The organism is Spartobacteria bacterium UBA695, from assembly GCA_002298145.1.
Taxonomy (GTDB): domain Bacteria; phylum Verrucomicrobiota; class Verrucomicrobiia; order Chthoniobacterales; family Chthoniobacteraceae; genus UBA695.
In genome coordinates, this window is the sequence record DBMP01000013.1 from 128303 (window position 1) to 142924 (window position 14622).

Genomic DNA, 14622 nt, shown 5'->3' on the forward strand with positions numbered 1-14622 from the left:
GCCAAGCGGCCCGGGGTTCTTTCAAATGAAGCCCCATGATCGAATTGAAGGAATACCTCGCCGGGCGGAGCGCCGTTGTGGACCGGGCGCTTGACCGGTTTCTCCCCAAAGCCAACGTCAAACCGGCCACGATTCACAAGGCCATGCGCTACTCCCTCTTTGCTGGGGGCAAGCGGCTGCGGCCCGTGCTCTGCCTCGCGGCGGCTGAAGCCTGCGGCGGCGAACTGGAGGCGGCCCTGCCCGCGGCGTGCGCCGTGGAGTGTCTGCACACCTATTCGCTGATCCACGACGACCTCCCCTGCATGGACAACGACGATTTCCGCCGGGGCCGCCCGACGAGCCACAAGGTGTACGGCGAGGGGATCGCCGTGCTGGCGGGCGACGCGCTCTTGACGCAGGCCTTTGAAGTGCTGACCGCCTCGGCGGGCTCCGCGCGCTACCCCACCGCCGCCCTCGTGCGCGAACTGGCCGAGGCCGCCGGGAGCCGCCAGCTCATCGCGGGCCAGGTGGCCGACCTCGAAGGCGAGGGGAAGAAAGCCACGCTGCGCGACCTGAAATTTATCCACGAAGCCAAGACCGCCGCGCTGCTCACGGCCTCCATCCGCCTCGGCGGCATGAGCGCCAATGCCACGCCCAAGAAGCTGGAGGCCCTCACCGGGTTTGGCAAAAACTTGGGCCTAGCCTTCCAGGTGATCGACGACATCCTGGACGTCACCCAGACGAGCGAGAAGCTCGGCAAAAGCGCGGGCAAGGACGTTGCCGCGCAGAAAACCACCTACCCGGCGCTCCTCGGCCTGGAAAAATCCCGCAAGGAAGCCCGCCGCCTCACGGACGCCTCGCTCTCCGCGCTCAAGCCGCTGGGCAAAACGGCGGACACGCTCCGGGCCATCGGCGCTTACCTGCTGGAGCGGGAGTACTGATCGGCTTTTCGCGCCGCATCCCCCTAAATCGCGCCCCCCATGCCTAGGTTTCACGTCTTTATCGCCCTGAATGTGGGCGGAGGTGTCGGCTGGTGGGCAGGGGATTACGTGGGCATCTGGACGGCGCTCTTCGGCAGCGCCGCCGGGGCGCTCCTGTGTATCTGGCTTGTGTGGCGCTTCCGGGAATACCTGGGCGGATAAGCTAATCCGCAGGCCGCCGCCCGCTTACCGCATCACTTCCTGCACCCACATCGCGTAGCTGAGGTTCACCCACAGCTCCGCGCTTCCCGGGACCGGCATGAGGGCCCCTTGCGGGCTGCGCGCGATGGGCCGCACGCGGTACCAGTTCTGATCCGCCGCGCCGAGCACCTTATAGAGCGCCACGCCTTTGGTTGCGGGAGTGTTCGGATTCTGGGCGGATGCGCCGTTGCCATTGCCCGAGGGACCGCCGCCACCGTTACCATTTCCGTTGTCGGGAAAGGCGATGGCGTAATTCCAGCCCGGCTTGAGTTGCAGCCCCTGGGCCTGCCCCGCCGCCACGAGCCCAAGCCAAAGCCCGGCCCCCAGCGCACTTGCGAGAAATACGTTCTGTTGCATAGCCTCTCCTCCTCTGTCCGTTCAGAACAGGGATCGGAGGCAGGTCATGCCGCGAGTGGGATGAAAATGCCTAGTGCTTTGTGCCCTTCGAGACCGCCGCGCTAAACCAGTCGAATCCGCCGCCGCCACCGCCGGAGTTGCGTCCCTGCGGAGGCCGCGAACCGGGGCGCTGTCCGCCGCCGTTGCCGCGCTGTCCGCCGGAGCCGCCGTTGCCCCCGGAGGAGCGTCCGCCTGTGAGGTCGGGCTTGCTCTTCATGGAAAGGGCGATGCGCTTGCGTTCGAGATCCACCTCCACCACCGTCACGGTGACGCGCTGCTGCACTTTCACCACATCCGCTGGGTCTTTTACAAAGTTATCCGAAAGCTGGCTGACGTGGACGAGCCCATCCTGGTGCACGCCGACGTCCACGAAAGCCCCGAACGCCGCCACGTTGGTGACGATGCCCGGCAGCTTCATGCCCGGCTTGAGGTCGGTGATTTTCTCCACGCCTTCGGTGAACGAAAATGCCTCGAACTTCTGGCGCGGGTCGCGGCCCGGCTTGGCCAGTTCGCCCAGGATGTCGTTCAAGGTCGGCAGACCGACTTTGTCCGTCACGTAGTTCTTGAGCGCGATTTTTTTGCGGAAAAGCTCGTTCTTGATCAGGTCGCGCACCGAGCAGCCGAGGTCGCGCGCCATGGCATCCACGATGGGGTAGCTCTCCGGGTGCACCGCGCTTTCGTCGAGCGGATTCTCGGCATTGCGAATGCGGAGGAAGCCCGCCGCTTGCTCGAACGCCTTGGGCCCCAGGCGGGGCACCTTGAGCAGCTCCTGGCGGGATTTGAAGGCCCCGTTGGCGTTGCGGAAGGCGACGATGGCCTCCGCCGTCGAAGGCCCGATGCCGGAGACGTAGGCCAGCAGTTGCTTGGAGGCTGTGTTGAGTTCCACGCCCACCTTGTTCACGCTGCTTTCCACCACGTCATCGAGGCTTTTCTTGAGCGCGGTTTGATCGACATCGTGCTGATATTGACCGACGCCGATGGACTTTGGATCGATTTTGACCAATTCCGCCAGCGGGTCCATGAGGCGGCGGCCAATGGAGACCGCGCCGCGCACGGTGATGTCCTGGTCGGGGAATTCCTCGCGGGCCACATCGCTGGCGGAGTAGATGGAAGCGCCGCTTTCGTTGACCATCAAAATGGGGATGGAGGGCGGCAGGCCGAGCTTGCGCAGGAAGCCTTCCGTTTCGCGGCCCGCCGTGCCGTTGCCGATGGCCACCGCTTCGAGTTTGAAATGCTTGATGAAAGCGAGCAGCTTCTCGCCTGCGTCCGCCGCCGCGCGCGCCCCCTGCTCGGGGAAAACCACGTCGTGGTGGAGCAGCTTGCCCTGGGCGTCGAGGACGACCACCTTGCAGCCGGTGCGGAAGCCGGGGTCGATGGCGAGTACGCTTTTTTGGCCGAGCGGCGAGGCGAGCAGCAGTTCGCGCAGGTTATCGGCGAAAACGCGGATCGCCTCTTCGTCGGCGGCGCGCTTGAGTTCCATGCGGATTTCCGTCTCCATCGCGGGCCCGAGCAGGCGCTTGTAGCTCTCCTGAACGGCCAGGCGCACCTGGTCGCCCGCCGGGTTGCGCGCTTTGACAAAAAGCGGCTCCAGCGTGCCGACCGCCGAGGGTTCCGGCGGGTAAATGCGCATCATCAGGAACCCCTCCTTCTCGCCGCGTCGGATGGCCAGGATGCGGTGCGAGGGGGCCTTCTGGGCCGGTTCGTTCCAGTCAAAGTAGTCTTTGAACTTCGCCCCCTCGGTCTCCTTGCCGGGGAAGACCTTGGAGTAAAGTGTCGATTCGCTCTGGTAGACGGCGCGGAGCTTGGCGCGGGCGTCCTTGTCGTCGTTGATGCGCTCGGCCAGGATGTCGCGGGCTCCGGCCAGGACGGCGTCCACGGTGGCGAGCGGCGGTTCGGCGGTCTTGGCTTTTTCCAGGAAGGGCTCGGCGGCGGCGCGGGGATCGGTGGCGGCTTCCTGGGCGAAGAGGAGATCGGCCAGCGGTTCCAGGCCCTGCTCCTTGGCGATGGTGCCGCGCGTGCGCTTCTTCGGGCGGAAGGGGAGGTAGATATCCTCCAGGGCGGTGATGGTCTCGGCCTTGTCGATGGAGGCTTTCAGCTCGGTGGTGAGGAGCTTGCGCTCGTCGAGGGATTTCAGGATCGCCTCGCGCCGGGAGTCGAGTTCCGAGAGCTTCTCCATGCGGTCGCGAATGGCCGCGATGGCCACTTCGTCGAGCGTGCCGGTGAGTTCCTTGCGGTAGCGGGCGATGAAGGGAACCGTTGCGCCCTCTTTAAGGAGCAGCGCAGTGGCCATGACCTGGCGCGGTTGCAGGGAGAGCTCGCGGGTGATGGTTTCGAGATGCCGGGGAGGGATCGGGGAGGTCGGTGCGGAAGAGATAGGGTCCATGAAGTGGTTTGCGAGAGCCCGAAAGTGTTACATGATCGCGGGCGGCGGTTCAAGCGGGAGGTTTGTTTTACGAGGAAGCTTTCTTCTCGTGCCCAAACTCCATTTGGGCACCCCCTTGCCGTGGCAACTCCATTGCCACTTTTTATCTCCACGGATCGCAACGCATCACGGGAACCGCCCCGGTAGCCCACTCGTGGGCCGAGGAATACCGCCAGGACTCCGGAGCCGAGACCATGCCTCGTTTCACGGGGTTGTTATGGAGATATTCCAGTTTCTGGAGCATCATCTCATCGGAGAGAATAGCCTCTGGGTGGGCTCCCTCCTGCCAGACTTGATGGACGCTGTGGTCTTTATATTTGGCCCGGTAGAAGGCCAGTTGGTTCAGGAGCCAGTCCCGTCCTTCGTCGCGGATTTTGTCGATCAGGCTTCGCGAGGTGAACCGTTTGAGATCCCGAAGAGTCTCCGCAAGGCGTGGCCCGGACAAGATTGCGTGAAAGTGGCTGTCCAGGATGACCCAACCGTGAATTTGAAGGCGCTTTTGGTCACGGCAGAATTCGAACGACTGAACGAGTAGATCGCAGCAGGCGGATGAGGTGAAAATGGGCAGCCATTCAACAACGGTGCCGGTTACAAAGTGGGCGTGGTCCAATTCCTGGATGCGATACCTCGAACGCATAAGCCTCGGAGATTGCCGCAATGGAGTTGCGGGTTCAAGTGTGTTCCCAAATGGAGTTTGGGAACAAGAAAGATTGAAGCGGCGGCGGTCCCCGCGGGGTATTTCGCTTGCCGGAAAATCGGGACGAGGCGAAACTGGCCCGCGATGTCCAACCTCTTGAGTGAACGCGAAGAAGTCGAGGCGCTCCTCTCCTACCATCCCGGGCCGACCGGCATGGCCGGGGCGCTGAACGTGCTGGCCAATCAGTTCAACGTCCTCCAGGGGCGTTCCCAGCTTCTGCTGAGCCTTTCCACCTTGGTGCTGACGATCACCGGCTTCTCGGGCCCGAAGATCGCCGCGACCAATGCGCTCGCCCGCTGGATGCTGGCCGGGGGGATTTTCATCGTGCTGCTCTCGACCGCCTTTACGCTCATCCAGACGCTTTCGGTTCGCTGGACCACGCAATTCAAGGGAGCCACGGACGCCGATACGCTGGAAGGGATCGTTCGCAACCGCAATCGCAAGACGCGCTTTTTTGCCCTTTCGATTTGCCTGCTGGTCATCGGCCTGGCGTGCTACGTCGGTAGCATCATCGTCTTTCTGCTCTGCTACCAGGAGGGCGTCTCCCGGTGATCTCCCGGAGGGCCATCGCGGCCATGCTGGGAGTGGTGCTGGCTTTGGCCGGGTGCGGCGCCCGGGCCGAGGAGTTTGCCCCCGTGCCATTCGAGCAGCTCTCGGATAAGAACATCACCGTTGACGGCCGCCGCGCGTTGGAGATCCGGCCCGGTGAATGGCGGCATTACGAGACGCCCCATTTCGTGCTGCATTTTTTTAATACGTTTATCGCCGCTCCGGTTTCGGTAGAGGCGGAGTTCTATTTCCGCTTCATCCTTTCGGACCTGGGGGTGGACGAACAGAGCGTGGGCACGGCGACAGGCAAGGGGAAGGTCCATGTTTATCTGTTCGAGAATCAGGAGGATTGGAGCCAGTTTCGGCAGAACGCCTATCTCGAACCGTGGACGGGGGCGGTGCACATCGACGGGGCGCTCTTCGTGCCGCGCTACCCGGAATACAAGTGGAAGGGCAACGCGCTGGGGCACGAAATCGCCCACCTGCTGGTGTTCCGCTATGTGGGGACGCGGCTGCCGCTCTGGATCAACGAGGGGTACGCCGAAGAGGTCTCCAACCGGGGCTACGCCACCTTTTACCGTGCGCGGGGCTACGTGGCTCCCCTGCGGGTTCCGCTGCCCGCCTCCTGGCTGCCGCTGGACCGCCTGACGACGTTGACGGCTTACCCGCCCGAAGCGGAGGTGACGTCCTTTTACCAAGAGTCCCATGCATTGTGCGCCTTTTTCCGCCGCGAGGGCGGGCGAGAGCCGTTTGTGAAGCTGCTGACCGAAATGGCGCGAGGCATGCCGTTTTCTTCGGCTCTAAGCACGGCCTTTGGCTCCCGGTGGAGTTCACCTGACGCGTTGGAGACGGCCTTCAAAAGGCATATCGAGAGCGCGGCGCGGACTTCGGCCCCGCAGGGATAAGATTGACGCCCCCCGCCCCCCAAGGCATACCCAAGCGATGCCCTCCTCTGTGTTCGACTATCTCTTAATCGACATCAGCAACTCGTTTACCAAACTGGCCGTCTCCTCCCGCGACGCCCTGAGCGGTGAACCGGCCCGCATCCCCACCGCCAAGCTGACCGCTGCCGCCCTGCGCCATGCGCTTGGCAAACGCGAGGTGCTCAAAGGCGTCGTGCTCTCCAGCGTGGTGCCCGATGCCGAGGCGGCCGTCGTCGAGTTCTTTGAGGAAATCCGCGCGCTCGCCTGGACGCGGCGGCTCATCAAACCGCGCTTGATCAAGATCAGTCATAAAACCAAGCTCGGCGTGGCCGTGGACTACCCCAAGCCCGCCAGCATCGGCGCGGACCGCCTGGCCAACGCCGCGGGGGCTGCCGCACTCTACGGCGCTCCGGCCATTGTGATCGACTTCGGCACCGCCGTCACCTTCGACATCATCTCCGCGCCCAAGCGTGTGCCGACCTATGTTGGTGGCGTCATCGCCCCAGGGCTGGAGTCGATGACCGACTACCTCTACCAGCGCACCGCCCTCCTGCCGCGCATCGACCTGACCGAGCCCGTGCGGGCCATCGGGCGCTCCACCGTCGAGGCCATGCTTGCCGGGGCTGTCTACGGCTATCGCGGCCTGGTGCGGCAAATCCTGGAGGAGATCCGGCGCGAAATGAAGATCGGCCGTCTGCTCCATGTCATTGCCACTGGGGGATACGCCGACCTGATCGCCGAACGGCTGCCCGAAGTCCAGCAGGTCCACCCGTCATTGACCTTGGAAGGCCTGCGCATCATCGGGAACCTGAACCTAAAAGACTAATCAGGGCCGACTTACGGGCTTTTCCCTTCGCGCGAACGCTCCATTAATGCGCGAGCCCGATCAAAAAACTCGAAAAATGCGTTGACGAAAAACGCGATTTTGATATGACTGAACTCAATCATATAACGCGTTCGCATTTCCCCCTCCGCAACTTTAACCGCTAGAACATGACAGCAGAATCTCCCTCAGCCCCCTGTCGCGCTTCCATTGAAGCCCTTGTGCGCGAGGCCCTCTCCAGCCAGCTCGGCAGCCGCGCCCCCAAGGGTCCTGCTCCCGTGCTCGTGGTGAACAGCTCGGCCCGCCATATGCACATTTCCCCGGAGAATCTCGAAACTCTCTTTGGAAAAGGAGCCCAGCTCACCGTGCATAAGTGGCTCTACCAGGAGGGCCAGTTCGCCTCGCAGCAGACCGTCACCTTGATCGGGCCGCGCAAGCGCATCATCCCGAATCTCCGCATCCTTGGCCCCTGCCGCAACCTCACGCAGGTTGAACTTTCGCTGACGGATTCCATTTCGCTGGGCATCGACATCCCGGTCCGCGCCTCCGGCGACATCAAAGACACCCCCGGCTGCTACATCATGGGCCCCAAGGGGATGATTGAAATGAAAAACGGCGTCATCCGCGCCTGGCGCCACGCGCACATGTCCCCGGCCGATGCCGCCTTCTACGGCGTCAAGCACCTGGACAAAATCACGCTGAAAGTCACCGCCAGGGACTGCACCACCCGCTTCGACGACGTGCTCGTGCGCGTTGACCCGAGCTTCAAGCTCGAAGTCCACATCGACACCGACGAAGCCAATGCCTGTAACCTCGACCGGGCCGACAAAGTCGAACTCTTTAAGAACTGATTTTTTAACTCCAACCCAAACGCAATAACAACATGAGCGAAGCAATCGGACTAATTGAAACTCGCGGCTACGTGGGCCTGGTGGAAGCCAGTGACGCCATGGTCAAAGCGGCGAACGTCGAACTCGTCAAATCCATCCAAATCGGCGGCGGTCTCATCACCACCATCGTGAAGGGTGATGTCGGCAGCGTCAAAGCCGCCGTGGACGCCGGAAAACAAGCCGCCACCCGCGCGGGCAACCTCGTGGCCGCCCACGTCATCGCGCGCCCCGCGCCCGAACTCCTCGGGTTCTTCACCGCCTAAACCGAAACGTTTTTTAACCCTTCATTTTACTATGGCTGGACAAGCACTCGGAACCATCGAAACCAAAGGCCTCGTCGCGCAGTTCGAAGCAACTGACGCCGCGCTCAAGGCCGCCAATGTTGAACTCGTCGGCTGGGAAAAAGTCGGCTCGGGCCACGTCAGCGTCTTCTTCCGTGGCGACGTCGCCGCCGTCAAGGCCGCCGTCGAAGCCGGAGCCCTCGCGGCCGCCTCGCTCGGCGAAGTGATCGCCGTTCACGTCATCCCCCGTCCGCACGACGACCTCTACAAGCTCGGCAAATTCATCGCCGGGAAAGCCGCTCCCGCGGGCAAATAGTTACCACCTACCGCCGAACCTTCTTAACATCCCCGTGAGCGCCAACCAGATTCTCGTAGCCAACATCGGAAGCACCTCGTTTAAGTTTCGCTTAATCGAGATGCCCTCCGAGCGCGTCCTCGCCGTGGGCGGCATGGACCGCATCGGCAGCACGGAATCGACCTTCAAATACCGGCTGGGCAGCGAGCCGGAGCAGAAAGGCACCGCAGCGTTCCCGGATTATTCGGCGGCCATTGCGTTTGTGGAAAAAATCCTCGGCGGGTTCGGGCAACTCGCCGCGGTCGGCTTCAAGCCGGTGATGGCGCGCGGCATCTCGGGCACCCAGGTGCTCGATGAGACGGTGCTGCGCGCCATGGAAGAGGTCAATACCTTGCTTCCCGCGCACAACCCGCCCTACATCGCCGCCGTTCGGAGCTTCCACGCCTGCCACCCGGAGCTCCCTTGCGTCGGCACTTTTGAGACGGCCTTCTACGACCATCTCCCGGCCCACAACCGCCGCTACCCCATCCCGCTGGAATGGGAGGAAAAGTACGGCGTTCGCCGCTACGGCTTCCATGGCGCCAGCCACCGCTACGTCACCCAGCGCGCGGCGGAACTGCGCGGCTCCACCGGCCGGTTTATCTCCTGCCACCTCGGCGGCAGCTCGTCGATCGCCTGCGTTCGCGACGGCGTGGCCATCAATTCCAGCTGGGGTATGACCCCGCAAAGCGGCCTGCCGCAAAACAACCGGGTCGGCGACATCGACGTTTTCGCGTTGATCTACCTGGCCCGCGACCTCGGCCTCGGCATTGACGCGGTCGAAAAAGTCCTCACCAAAGAATCGGGCCTGAAAGGGCTCTCCGGCTTGGATTCAGGCGACATCCGCGACATCGTAGCCGCCGCCAACGCGGGCAACGAAAACGCCGCCATCGCCCTCGACGTCCTGGCCGCCAGCGTTCGCAAATACATCGGCTCCTTCCTCGTCGAAATGAACGGCGCGGACTGCCTGATCTTCACCGCAGGCATCGGCGAAAACGAAACCCCGCTGCGCGAGAAAATCTGCGCCGACCTGAGCTTCTGCGGCCTGGAACTCGACCTGGAGGCCAACCGCGCCACGTTCCACGGCAAGGAAGCCGTCATCTCCACGCCCGGCTCGAAGATCGAAGTGCGGGTCATCCCCACCAATGAAGAAATCATCATCGCCCGCAACGCCTGGCAAAAACTCTCCAAAACCCAAGCTTAACGCTCAAAACGCTCAACCTACATTACCCAGTATTATGGCACAACAAGCAGTCGGAATGATTGAAACCCGCGGATTGACCGCCCTCGTCGAAGCGACGGACGCGATGCTCAAATCCGCCAACGTTGAACTCGTCGGCCCCATGGTCCAGGTCGGCAACGCCCTCGTGACCGTGGCCGTCACCGGCGACGTCGCCGCCGTCAAGGCTGCCGTCGAATCCGGCAAAGCCGCCGCCCAGTCCCTCGGCGAAATCGTCAGCGCCAACGTCATCGCCCGTCCTCACAGCGACCTCGTGGCGATCCTTCCCAAGGCTAAATAATGATCCTAGCCCGCGTAGAAGGCAGCCTGGTTGCCACCAAGAAGAATGAAAAGATGACGGGGAGCAAATTCCTCGTCGTCCGGCCCCTCGTGGTCGATTCTCCGGCGGCGCGGGAATTTCGTCCCGGCTCGAGCACGCTCGTAGCCGTGGATACGCTCGGCGCGGGCGAGGGTGAGGTCGTGCTTGTCGTTCAGGGCAGCTCAGCCCGTCTGGCTGCCGATGACAAGAATTCTCCCGTGGACGCGGTGGTGGTCGGGATCGTCGATACCGTCGATCTTGGCAAAAATATTCTCTATCGAGCCCAATAAGGCGGGGCTTGCTTCCCCAAGCCGCCGCTTTTTTCTCCCTATTTTAGACAATGATTGACGAACAACTCGTTTCGAAACTGGTGAGCGAAGTACTCCTGCGCCTGCAGACGCAGAACGGAGCCGCTCCCAAGGTGAGCGCACCCAGTGCCACCCAGTATGGCGTCTACGAAAAGATGGAGGATGCCATCGAAGCCGCCCAGCGTTCCTACCTGCAGCTTCACAAATTGAGCGTCGCCGGGCGGAAAAAAGCCATCGACGAAATCCGCCGTCTGTGCGTTGAAAAGGCCGAGGAATGGGGCACCATCGAGTTTAACGAAACGAAGATCGGTCGGCTCGAACACAAGATCGCCAAGCTGCAAAGCTGCGGCCCGCTGGTTCCCGGCGTGGAATTCCTGGAGCACCAGGCTTACAGCGGCGGCGATGGCCTCACCATCATCGACTGTGCGCCGTGGGGCGTCATCGGGGCCATCACCCCCTCTACCCACAGCGTGCCGACCCTCACGGGCAACGCGATCAACATGATCGCAGCGGGCAACGCAGTGGTCTACAACACCCACCCGAACGCCGCCAAGTGCGCCGCCGTGGCCATCCGGGCCTATAACGAAGCCATCTTCAAGGCCATCGGCATCTCCGATCTGCTCACCACCGTCATCAAGCCGACGCTGGAAAGCTTCGACATCATGACCAAGCATCCGCTGGTGCGGCTCCTGTGCGTCACCGGCGGCCCCGCCGTCGTCAAGGCCGCCATGGCCAGCGGCAAGCGCGCCATCTGCGCCGGTCCCGGCAATCCGCCGGTGGTCGTTGACGAAACCGCCGACCTCAACAACGCCGCCAAGTCGATCATCGCGGGCGCCTCCTTCGACAACAACCTCCTCTGCTGCGGCGAGAAACAGGTGTTCGTCGTCGAGTCCGTCGCCGACAAATTCATCGAAGCCCTGCGCAAAGCCGGAGCCTGGCAGCTCAAGCCCGCGCAGATCGAAGCCCTTACGGCGGTCGCCTTCACCACCATCCCCGCCAAAGCGGGCGGCTGTGCGCACCAAGTCGTTAACAAAGATTTCATCGGCAAAGACGCAGCGGTGCTCGCCAAGGCCATCGGCCTCGAAGTGCCTGCCTGCACGCAGCTCCTCTTCGGCGAGACCGACGAGGCCCACCTATTCGTCCAGGAAGAGCAGATGATGCCGTTTTTGCCCATCGTTCGCGTCGCCAACGTGGACGCGGGCATCGACGCCGCCATCCGCACCGAGCATAACTACCGCCACACGGCGATCATGCACTCCAAGGACATCGCCAACCTCACCAAAATGGCGCAGGAAGTGAACACGACCCTCTTCGTCAAGAACGGCCCGTGCACCTGCGGCCTGGGCCTGGGCGGCGAAGGCTTCCTGAGCTTCTCCATCGCCACGCCGACCGGCGAGGGCATCACCACCCCGATGACGTTCACCCGTTCGCGGCGCTGCGTGATGGTCAACAACCTCAACATGTTCTAGGCAAAAGCGCTCGCAAGCCCTCCTCTCTCTCTCCAAAATGAAAACCGCCATCATCCACGGGAACGCTACGGCGACCGTGAAGCATCCGAGCTTCACGGGCCAGACGCTCCTGATTGCGGTTCCGGAGGGGGGCGGCGCGCCGCAGATCGTCGTCGATCCGCTCGGCGCGGGCCTCGGGGCCCGGGTGCTCATGACCAGCGACGGCAGCGAAGCCCGCACGCTGTTGCACGACCCCTCCAGCCCCGCGCGCTGGTCCGTCTGCGCCATTCTCGACCCCGCCCCCAACGCAAAGGAGGCCCAGCCATGAGAATGGGAACCGTCGTCGGCCGCGTCACGCTCTCTGTCAAAAACCCGAAGTACGTGGGCGAGCGCCTGCTCCTCACGCTCCCGTGGAACCAGGCCACCTTTGAGGGAAAGGACTCGTTCGATCCCTCTATCGTCGTCTTCGACCAACTCGGCGCGGGCGTCGGGATGCACATCGCCATTAGCGAAGGCGCCGAAGCCACCTGCCCCTTTTCCAAACCCACTCCCATCGATGCGTACTGCGCTGCGCTGATCGACCAAATCTCCTACACTGAAAATCCATGAAACTATTCGCCCAAAAAGAAGCTCAGGCGTTCGTAGCCACCGGGGCCAAAGAATTCCGGTTTAACCGCGACATCCGGCTGACGCCGGGCGCGAAAGACATTTTTACCGAAGCCGGGGTCAAGCTTGTTTTTGACGAAGGCGCAGCCGCTCCCGCCGTGGCCGGAGCCCCCGCCGCCGCTCCCACAGTCTCCGCTCCCGCCCCGGTCGCTGCTGCCGGAACCCCCGACGACGACCAACTTTGGAACTCGCCCGAAGCCGACAAAATCCGCAAAGAAATCTGCGAAATGGGCCGCCGTATCTGGATGCGCGAATACTGCGATGGCAACGGCGGCAACATCTCCGCCCGCCTTGGCGCGGATCGCTACATCTGCACGCCCACCGGCGTCAGCAAAGGCTTCATGACCCCCGACATGCTCTGCATGGTCGACGGCAACGGCAAGCAACTCGCCGGAACATGGAAGCGCACCAGCGAATTCATGAGCCACGCGGCCATCTACAAGGCCACGCCCGAGGCCAAGTCCGTCTGCCACGCTCACCCGTGCAACGCCGGAGCGTTCGCCATCAAGGGCCTCACGCCTCCTCCGCGCCTCATCCCCGAGCTGGAAGTCTTCGTCGGCACCATCGCTTACGCACCGTACATGACCCCCGGCAGCCCGGAAATGGCCGACGTCATCTTCCAGCGCGCCCCGCAGCACCAGTCCATCATCATGGGCAACCACGGCGTCATCACCTGGGGCAAGAGCGTCGAGGACGCTTACTTCAAGATGGAGATTACCGACGCCTACTGCCGGACGATCATCCTCGCCCAGTCGCTGCCTGGCGGAGCCTGCATCCCCGGCGAGGGAATGAGCGAACTCTTGAAGCTCAAGAAAGGCATCGGCCTGCCCGACGACCGCTACGACCTCAAGCCCGCGCAGCTCGCCGAGATCGACCCGTGGGCGGAAGTTTGCGGCCAGCACGGCTGCTCCTCGCCCGTCACCCCGTGGAACAAGCAGTCCAACGAGCAACCGGCCCCGGCCGAACTCGAGGCGCTTATCCAGAAAGTGACCGAAGAAATCGTCAAATCCCTCTCTAAATAAACCTCCCATGAAAGTCGTGATTATCGGTGGCGGCGGACGCGTCGGTTCCTGCGCCGCCTTTGCTCTTCAGCAATCGGGTGTGGTCAAGGAAATCGTCATGCTCGACGCCAACCAGGCGGCGGCGGAAGGCGAGGCCCTCGACCTCCTCCATGGCGCGGCCTTTAGCGCCGACCAGGACATCTACGCGGGCACCTACGCCGACTGCGCCAATGCGGACTTGATCTGCATCACCGCCGGTCTGCGCCGCAAGCCCGACGAATCCCGGCTCGACCTGATCAACCGGAACGTCTCGCTCTTTAACTCGATCCTCGCCAGCGTTAAGCAGGGCGGCCTCAAGCAGAGCGCCATCGTGCTGGTCGTCTCCAACCCGGTCGACATCCTTACCGAACTCGCCGTTGAACAGCTCGGGCTGCCGGTCAGCCAGGTCATCGGCCTCGGCACCGCGCTCGACACCGCCCGGTTCTGCTCGCTTATCGCCGCGGAGCTCAAGCTCGCCCCCTCCCAGGTGCGCGCCCTGATCCTCGGCGAACATGGCGACTCCATGGTGCCCATCTGGTCCTCGGCCACGGTCGACGGCCTGCCGCTCTTGAAGTTCCCGGGCGTTACCCCGCAGTTTGCCAACAAGATTTTCGAGCGCACGCAGAAGAGCGGCGCCGAAGTGATTTCCCGTAAGGGAGGCGCGGGCTACGCCGTCGGCGTGGCTATTCGCGAAGTCATCGACACCATCGCCCTCGACGGCCGCCGGATCCTCCCGGTATCGAGCAAAGTCAACGGAGCCTACGGCATCCGCGACGTCTGCCTGAGCGTGCCAACGGTCCTGGGCCGGGGCGGCGTGGTCAGCCACGTCGAAGTCGACCTCTGGCCGAAGGAATTGCAAGGCCTGCAATCCTCCGCGAAGGCGCTTAAGGATACCCGGGCGAAGATCCAATAACAGAATTCGCGACGGGCTTATGTGGGGATGGTTCCGATGGGGGAGCCATCCCCCTTTTTTTTGCGGATAGGGTGGGGTTTTTGTAACTCGCTGGCCCTCAAGCGGCCCGGCGGGCATAGAGCGTATTTGTGCGTAGCCTCGAAATCAGCGCGTGACATCGGCGGGAAGCTCGCCTAAGGATCAGAAAACTCCGGAGCCCCCCAATCTGACGGCCTCGGTGGTGTCACCTGCTCA

Annotated in this window: 19 protein-coding genes; 16 read left to right on the plus strand and 3 right to left on the minus strand. The window is 63.0% G+C overall.

Annotated elements, in window-relative coordinates; genetic code table 11:
- Positions 1-35: 35 nt before the first annotated feature.
- On the plus strand, positions 36-920 hold the full coding sequence (locus tag B2828_RS06820) for a polyprenyl synthetase family protein (RefSeq protein ID WP_479632952.1): 885 nt from the start codon (positions 36-38) through the stop codon (positions 918-920).
- A gap of 39 nt (positions 921-959) precedes the next feature.
- On the plus strand, positions 960-1121 hold the full coding sequence (locus tag B2828_RS06825; protein ID WP_479632953.1) for a hypothetical protein: 162 nt from the start codon (positions 960-962) through the stop codon (positions 1119-1121).
- Positions 1122-1145: 24 nt separating this feature from the next.
- Here B2828_RS06825 and B2828_RS06830 read toward each other — a convergent pair whose 3' ends face one another.
- The 3 genes from B2828_RS06830 to B2828_RS06840 form a co-directional block, all read right to left on the minus strand.
- On the minus strand, positions 1146-1517 hold the full coding sequence (locus B2828_RS06830; RefSeq protein WP_479632954.1) for a hypothetical protein: 372 nt from the start codon (positions 1515-1517) through the stop codon (positions 1146-1148).
- 70 nt (positions 1518-1587) lie between these two features.
- Positions 1588-3939 carry a Tex family protein gene (locus B2828_RS06835; protein ID WP_479632955.1) on the minus strand — a complete coding sequence of 784 codons (2352 nt, stop codon included), beginning with the start codon at positions 3937-3939 and terminating at the stop codon, positions 1588-1590.
- A gap of 142 nt (positions 3940-4081) precedes the next feature.
- Positions 4082-4615 (minus strand): REP-associated tyrosine transposase, encoded by a 534-nt coding sequence (locus B2828_RS06840; RefSeq protein WP_479632956.1) that lies wholly within the window; start codon positions 4613-4615, stop codon positions 4082-4084.
- A gap of 144 nt (positions 4616-4759) precedes the next feature.
- Here B2828_RS06840 and B2828_RS06845 point away from each other — a divergent pair, with 144 nt between their 5' ends.
- The 14 genes from B2828_RS06845 (at position 4760) to B2828_RS06910 (ending at position 14388) form a co-directional block, all read left to right on the plus strand.
- Positions 4760-5227, plus strand: a complete 468-nt coding sequence (locus B2828_RS06845) for a hypothetical protein (RefSeq protein ID WP_479632957.1) — start codon at positions 4760-4762, stop codon at positions 5225-5227.
- Positions 5224-6129 (plus strand): gluzincin family metallopeptidase, encoded by a 906-nt coding sequence (locus B2828_RS06850; protein WP_479632958.1) that lies wholly within the window; start codon positions 5224-5226, stop codon positions 6127-6129. The genes B2828_RS06845 and B2828_RS06850 overlap by 4 nt, the downstream gene beginning before the upstream one ends.
- A gap of 37 nt (positions 6130-6166) precedes the next feature.
- Positions 6167-6973 carry a type III pantothenate kinase gene (locus B2828_RS06855; RefSeq protein WP_479632959.1) on the plus strand — a complete coding sequence of 269 codons (807 nt, stop codon included), beginning with the start codon at positions 6167-6169 and terminating at the stop codon, positions 6971-6973.
- 167 nt (positions 6974-7140) lie between these two features.
- Entirely contained in the window at positions 7141-7821 is a 681-nt protein-coding gene (gene pduL, locus B2828_RS06860) for a phosphate propanoyltransferase (protein WP_479632960.1), read from the plus strand.
- A 32-nt stretch (positions 7822-7853) separates the two neighbouring features.
- Positions 7854-8123, plus strand: a complete 270-nt coding sequence (locus B2828_RS06865) for a BMC domain-containing protein (protein WP_479632961.1) — start codon at positions 7854-7856, stop codon at positions 8121-8123.
- Positions 8124-8154: 31 nt separating this feature from the next.
- Positions 8155-8457 (plus strand): BMC domain-containing protein, encoded by a 303-nt coding sequence (locus tag B2828_RS06870; protein ID WP_479632962.1) that lies wholly within the window; start codon positions 8155-8157, stop codon positions 8455-8457.
- A gap of 34 nt (positions 8458-8491) precedes the next feature.
- Entirely contained in the window at positions 8492-9679 is a 1188-nt protein-coding gene (locus tag B2828_RS06875; protein WP_479632963.1) for an acetate/propionate family kinase, read from the plus strand.
- Positions 9680-9713: 34 nt separating this feature from the next.
- Positions 9714-9995, plus strand: a complete 282-nt coding sequence (locus B2828_RS06880) for a BMC domain-containing protein (RefSeq protein ID WP_479632964.1) — start codon at positions 9714-9716, stop codon at positions 9993-9995.
- Positions 9995-10303, plus strand: coding sequence for a EutN/CcmL family microcompartment protein (locus B2828_RS06885; protein ID WP_479632965.1), 309 nt, complete (start codon positions 9995-9997; stop codon positions 10301-10303). Before B2828_RS06880 ends, B2828_RS06885 begins: the two co-directional genes overlap by 1 nt.
- Before the next feature lie 50 nt (positions 10304-10353).
- Positions 10354-11790 carry an aldehyde dehydrogenase family protein gene (locus tag B2828_RS06890; RefSeq protein ID WP_479632966.1) on the plus strand — a complete coding sequence of 479 codons (1437 nt, stop codon included), beginning with the start codon at positions 10354-10356 and terminating at the stop codon, positions 11788-11790.
- A gap of 37 nt (positions 11791-11827) precedes the next feature.
- The gene (locus B2828_RS06895; RefSeq protein ID WP_479632967.1) at positions 11828-12097 is read left to right on the plus strand and encodes a EutN/CcmL family microcompartment protein; all 270 of its coding nucleotides are present in this window, start codon (positions 11828-11830) and stop codon (positions 12095-12097) included.
- On the plus strand, positions 12094-12378 hold the full coding sequence (locus tag B2828_RS06900; protein ID WP_479632968.1) for a EutN/CcmL family microcompartment protein: 285 nt from the start codon (positions 12094-12096) through the stop codon (positions 12376-12378). The genes B2828_RS06895 and B2828_RS06900 overlap by 4 nt, the downstream gene beginning before the upstream one ends.
- Positions 12375-13457, plus strand: coding sequence for a class II aldolase/adducin family protein (locus B2828_RS06905; RefSeq protein ID WP_479632969.1), 1083 nt, complete (start codon positions 12375-12377; stop codon positions 13455-13457). The genes B2828_RS06900 and B2828_RS06905 overlap by 4 nt, the downstream gene beginning before the upstream one ends.
- Positions 13458-13464: 7 nt before the next feature.
- Complete coding sequence (locus tag B2828_RS06910; protein WP_479632970.1) at positions 13465-14388, plus strand: lactate/malate dehydrogenase family protein; 924 nt, start codon at positions 13465-13467, stop codon at positions 14386-14388.
- Positions 14389-14622 lie beyond the last annotated feature (234 nt).

Excerpts from the sequence above, each read along its gene's own strand:
- B2828_RS06820 (WP_479632952.1), top strand. The coding sequence starts at position 36 with ATGATCGAATTGAAGGAATACCTCGCCGGGCGGAGCGCCGTTGTGGAC.
- B2828_RS06825 (WP_479632953.1), top strand. The coding sequence starts at position 960 with ATGCCTAGGTTTCACGTCTTTATCGCCCTGAATGTGGGCGGAGGTGTC.
- B2828_RS06830 (WP_479632954.1), bottom strand. The coding sequence starts at position 1,517 with ATGCAACAGAACGTATTTCTCGCAAGTGCGCTGGGGGCCGGGCTTTGG.
- B2828_RS06835 (WP_479632955.1), bottom strand. The coding sequence starts at position 3,939 with ATGGACCCTATCTCTTCCGCACCGACCTCCCCGATCCCTCCCCGGCAT.
- B2828_RS06840 (WP_479632956.1), bottom strand. The coding sequence starts at position 4,615 with ATGCGTTCGAGGTATCGCATCCAGGAATTGGACCACGCCCACTTTGTA.
- B2828_RS06845 (WP_479632957.1), top strand. The coding sequence starts at position 4,760 with ATGTCCAACCTCTTGAGTGAACGCGAAGAAGTCGAGGCGCTCCTCTCC.
- B2828_RS06855 (WP_479632959.1), top strand. The coding sequence starts at position 6,167 with ATGCCCTCCTCTGTGTTCGACTATCTCTTAATCGACATCAGCAACTCG.
- pduL (WP_479632960.1), top strand. The coding sequence starts at position 7,141 with ATGACAGCAGAATCTCCCTCAGCCCCCTGTCGCGCTTCCATTGAAGCC.
- B2828_RS06865 (WP_479632961.1), top strand. The coding sequence starts at position 7,854 with ATGAGCGAAGCAATCGGACTAATTGAAACTCGCGGCTACGTGGGCCTG.
- B2828_RS06870 (WP_479632962.1), top strand. The coding sequence starts at position 8,155 with ATGGCTGGACAAGCACTCGGAACCATCGAAACCAAAGGCCTCGTCGCG.
- B2828_RS06880 (WP_479632964.1), top strand. The coding sequence starts at position 9,714 with ATGGCACAACAAGCAGTCGGAATGATTGAAACCCGCGGATTGACCGCC.
- B2828_RS06885 (WP_479632965.1), top strand. The coding sequence starts at position 9,995 with ATGATCCTAGCCCGCGTAGAAGGCAGCCTGGTTGCCACCAAGAAGAAT.
- B2828_RS06890 (WP_479632966.1), top strand. The coding sequence starts at position 10,354 with ATGATTGACGAACAACTCGTTTCGAAACTGGTGAGCGAAGTACTCCTG.
- B2828_RS06895 (WP_479632967.1), top strand. The coding sequence starts at position 11,828 with ATGAAAACCGCCATCATCCACGGGAACGCTACGGCGACCGTGAAGCAT.
- B2828_RS06900 (WP_479632968.1), top strand. The coding sequence starts at position 12,094 with ATGAGAATGGGAACCGTCGTCGGCCGCGTCACGCTCTCTGTCAAAAAC.
- B2828_RS06905 (WP_479632969.1), top strand. The coding sequence starts at position 12,375 with ATGAAACTATTCGCCCAAAAAGAAGCTCAGGCGTTCGTAGCCACCGGG.
- B2828_RS06910 (WP_479632970.1), top strand. The coding sequence starts at position 13,465 with ATGAAAGTCGTGATTATCGGTGGCGGCGGACGCGTCGGTTCCTGCGCC.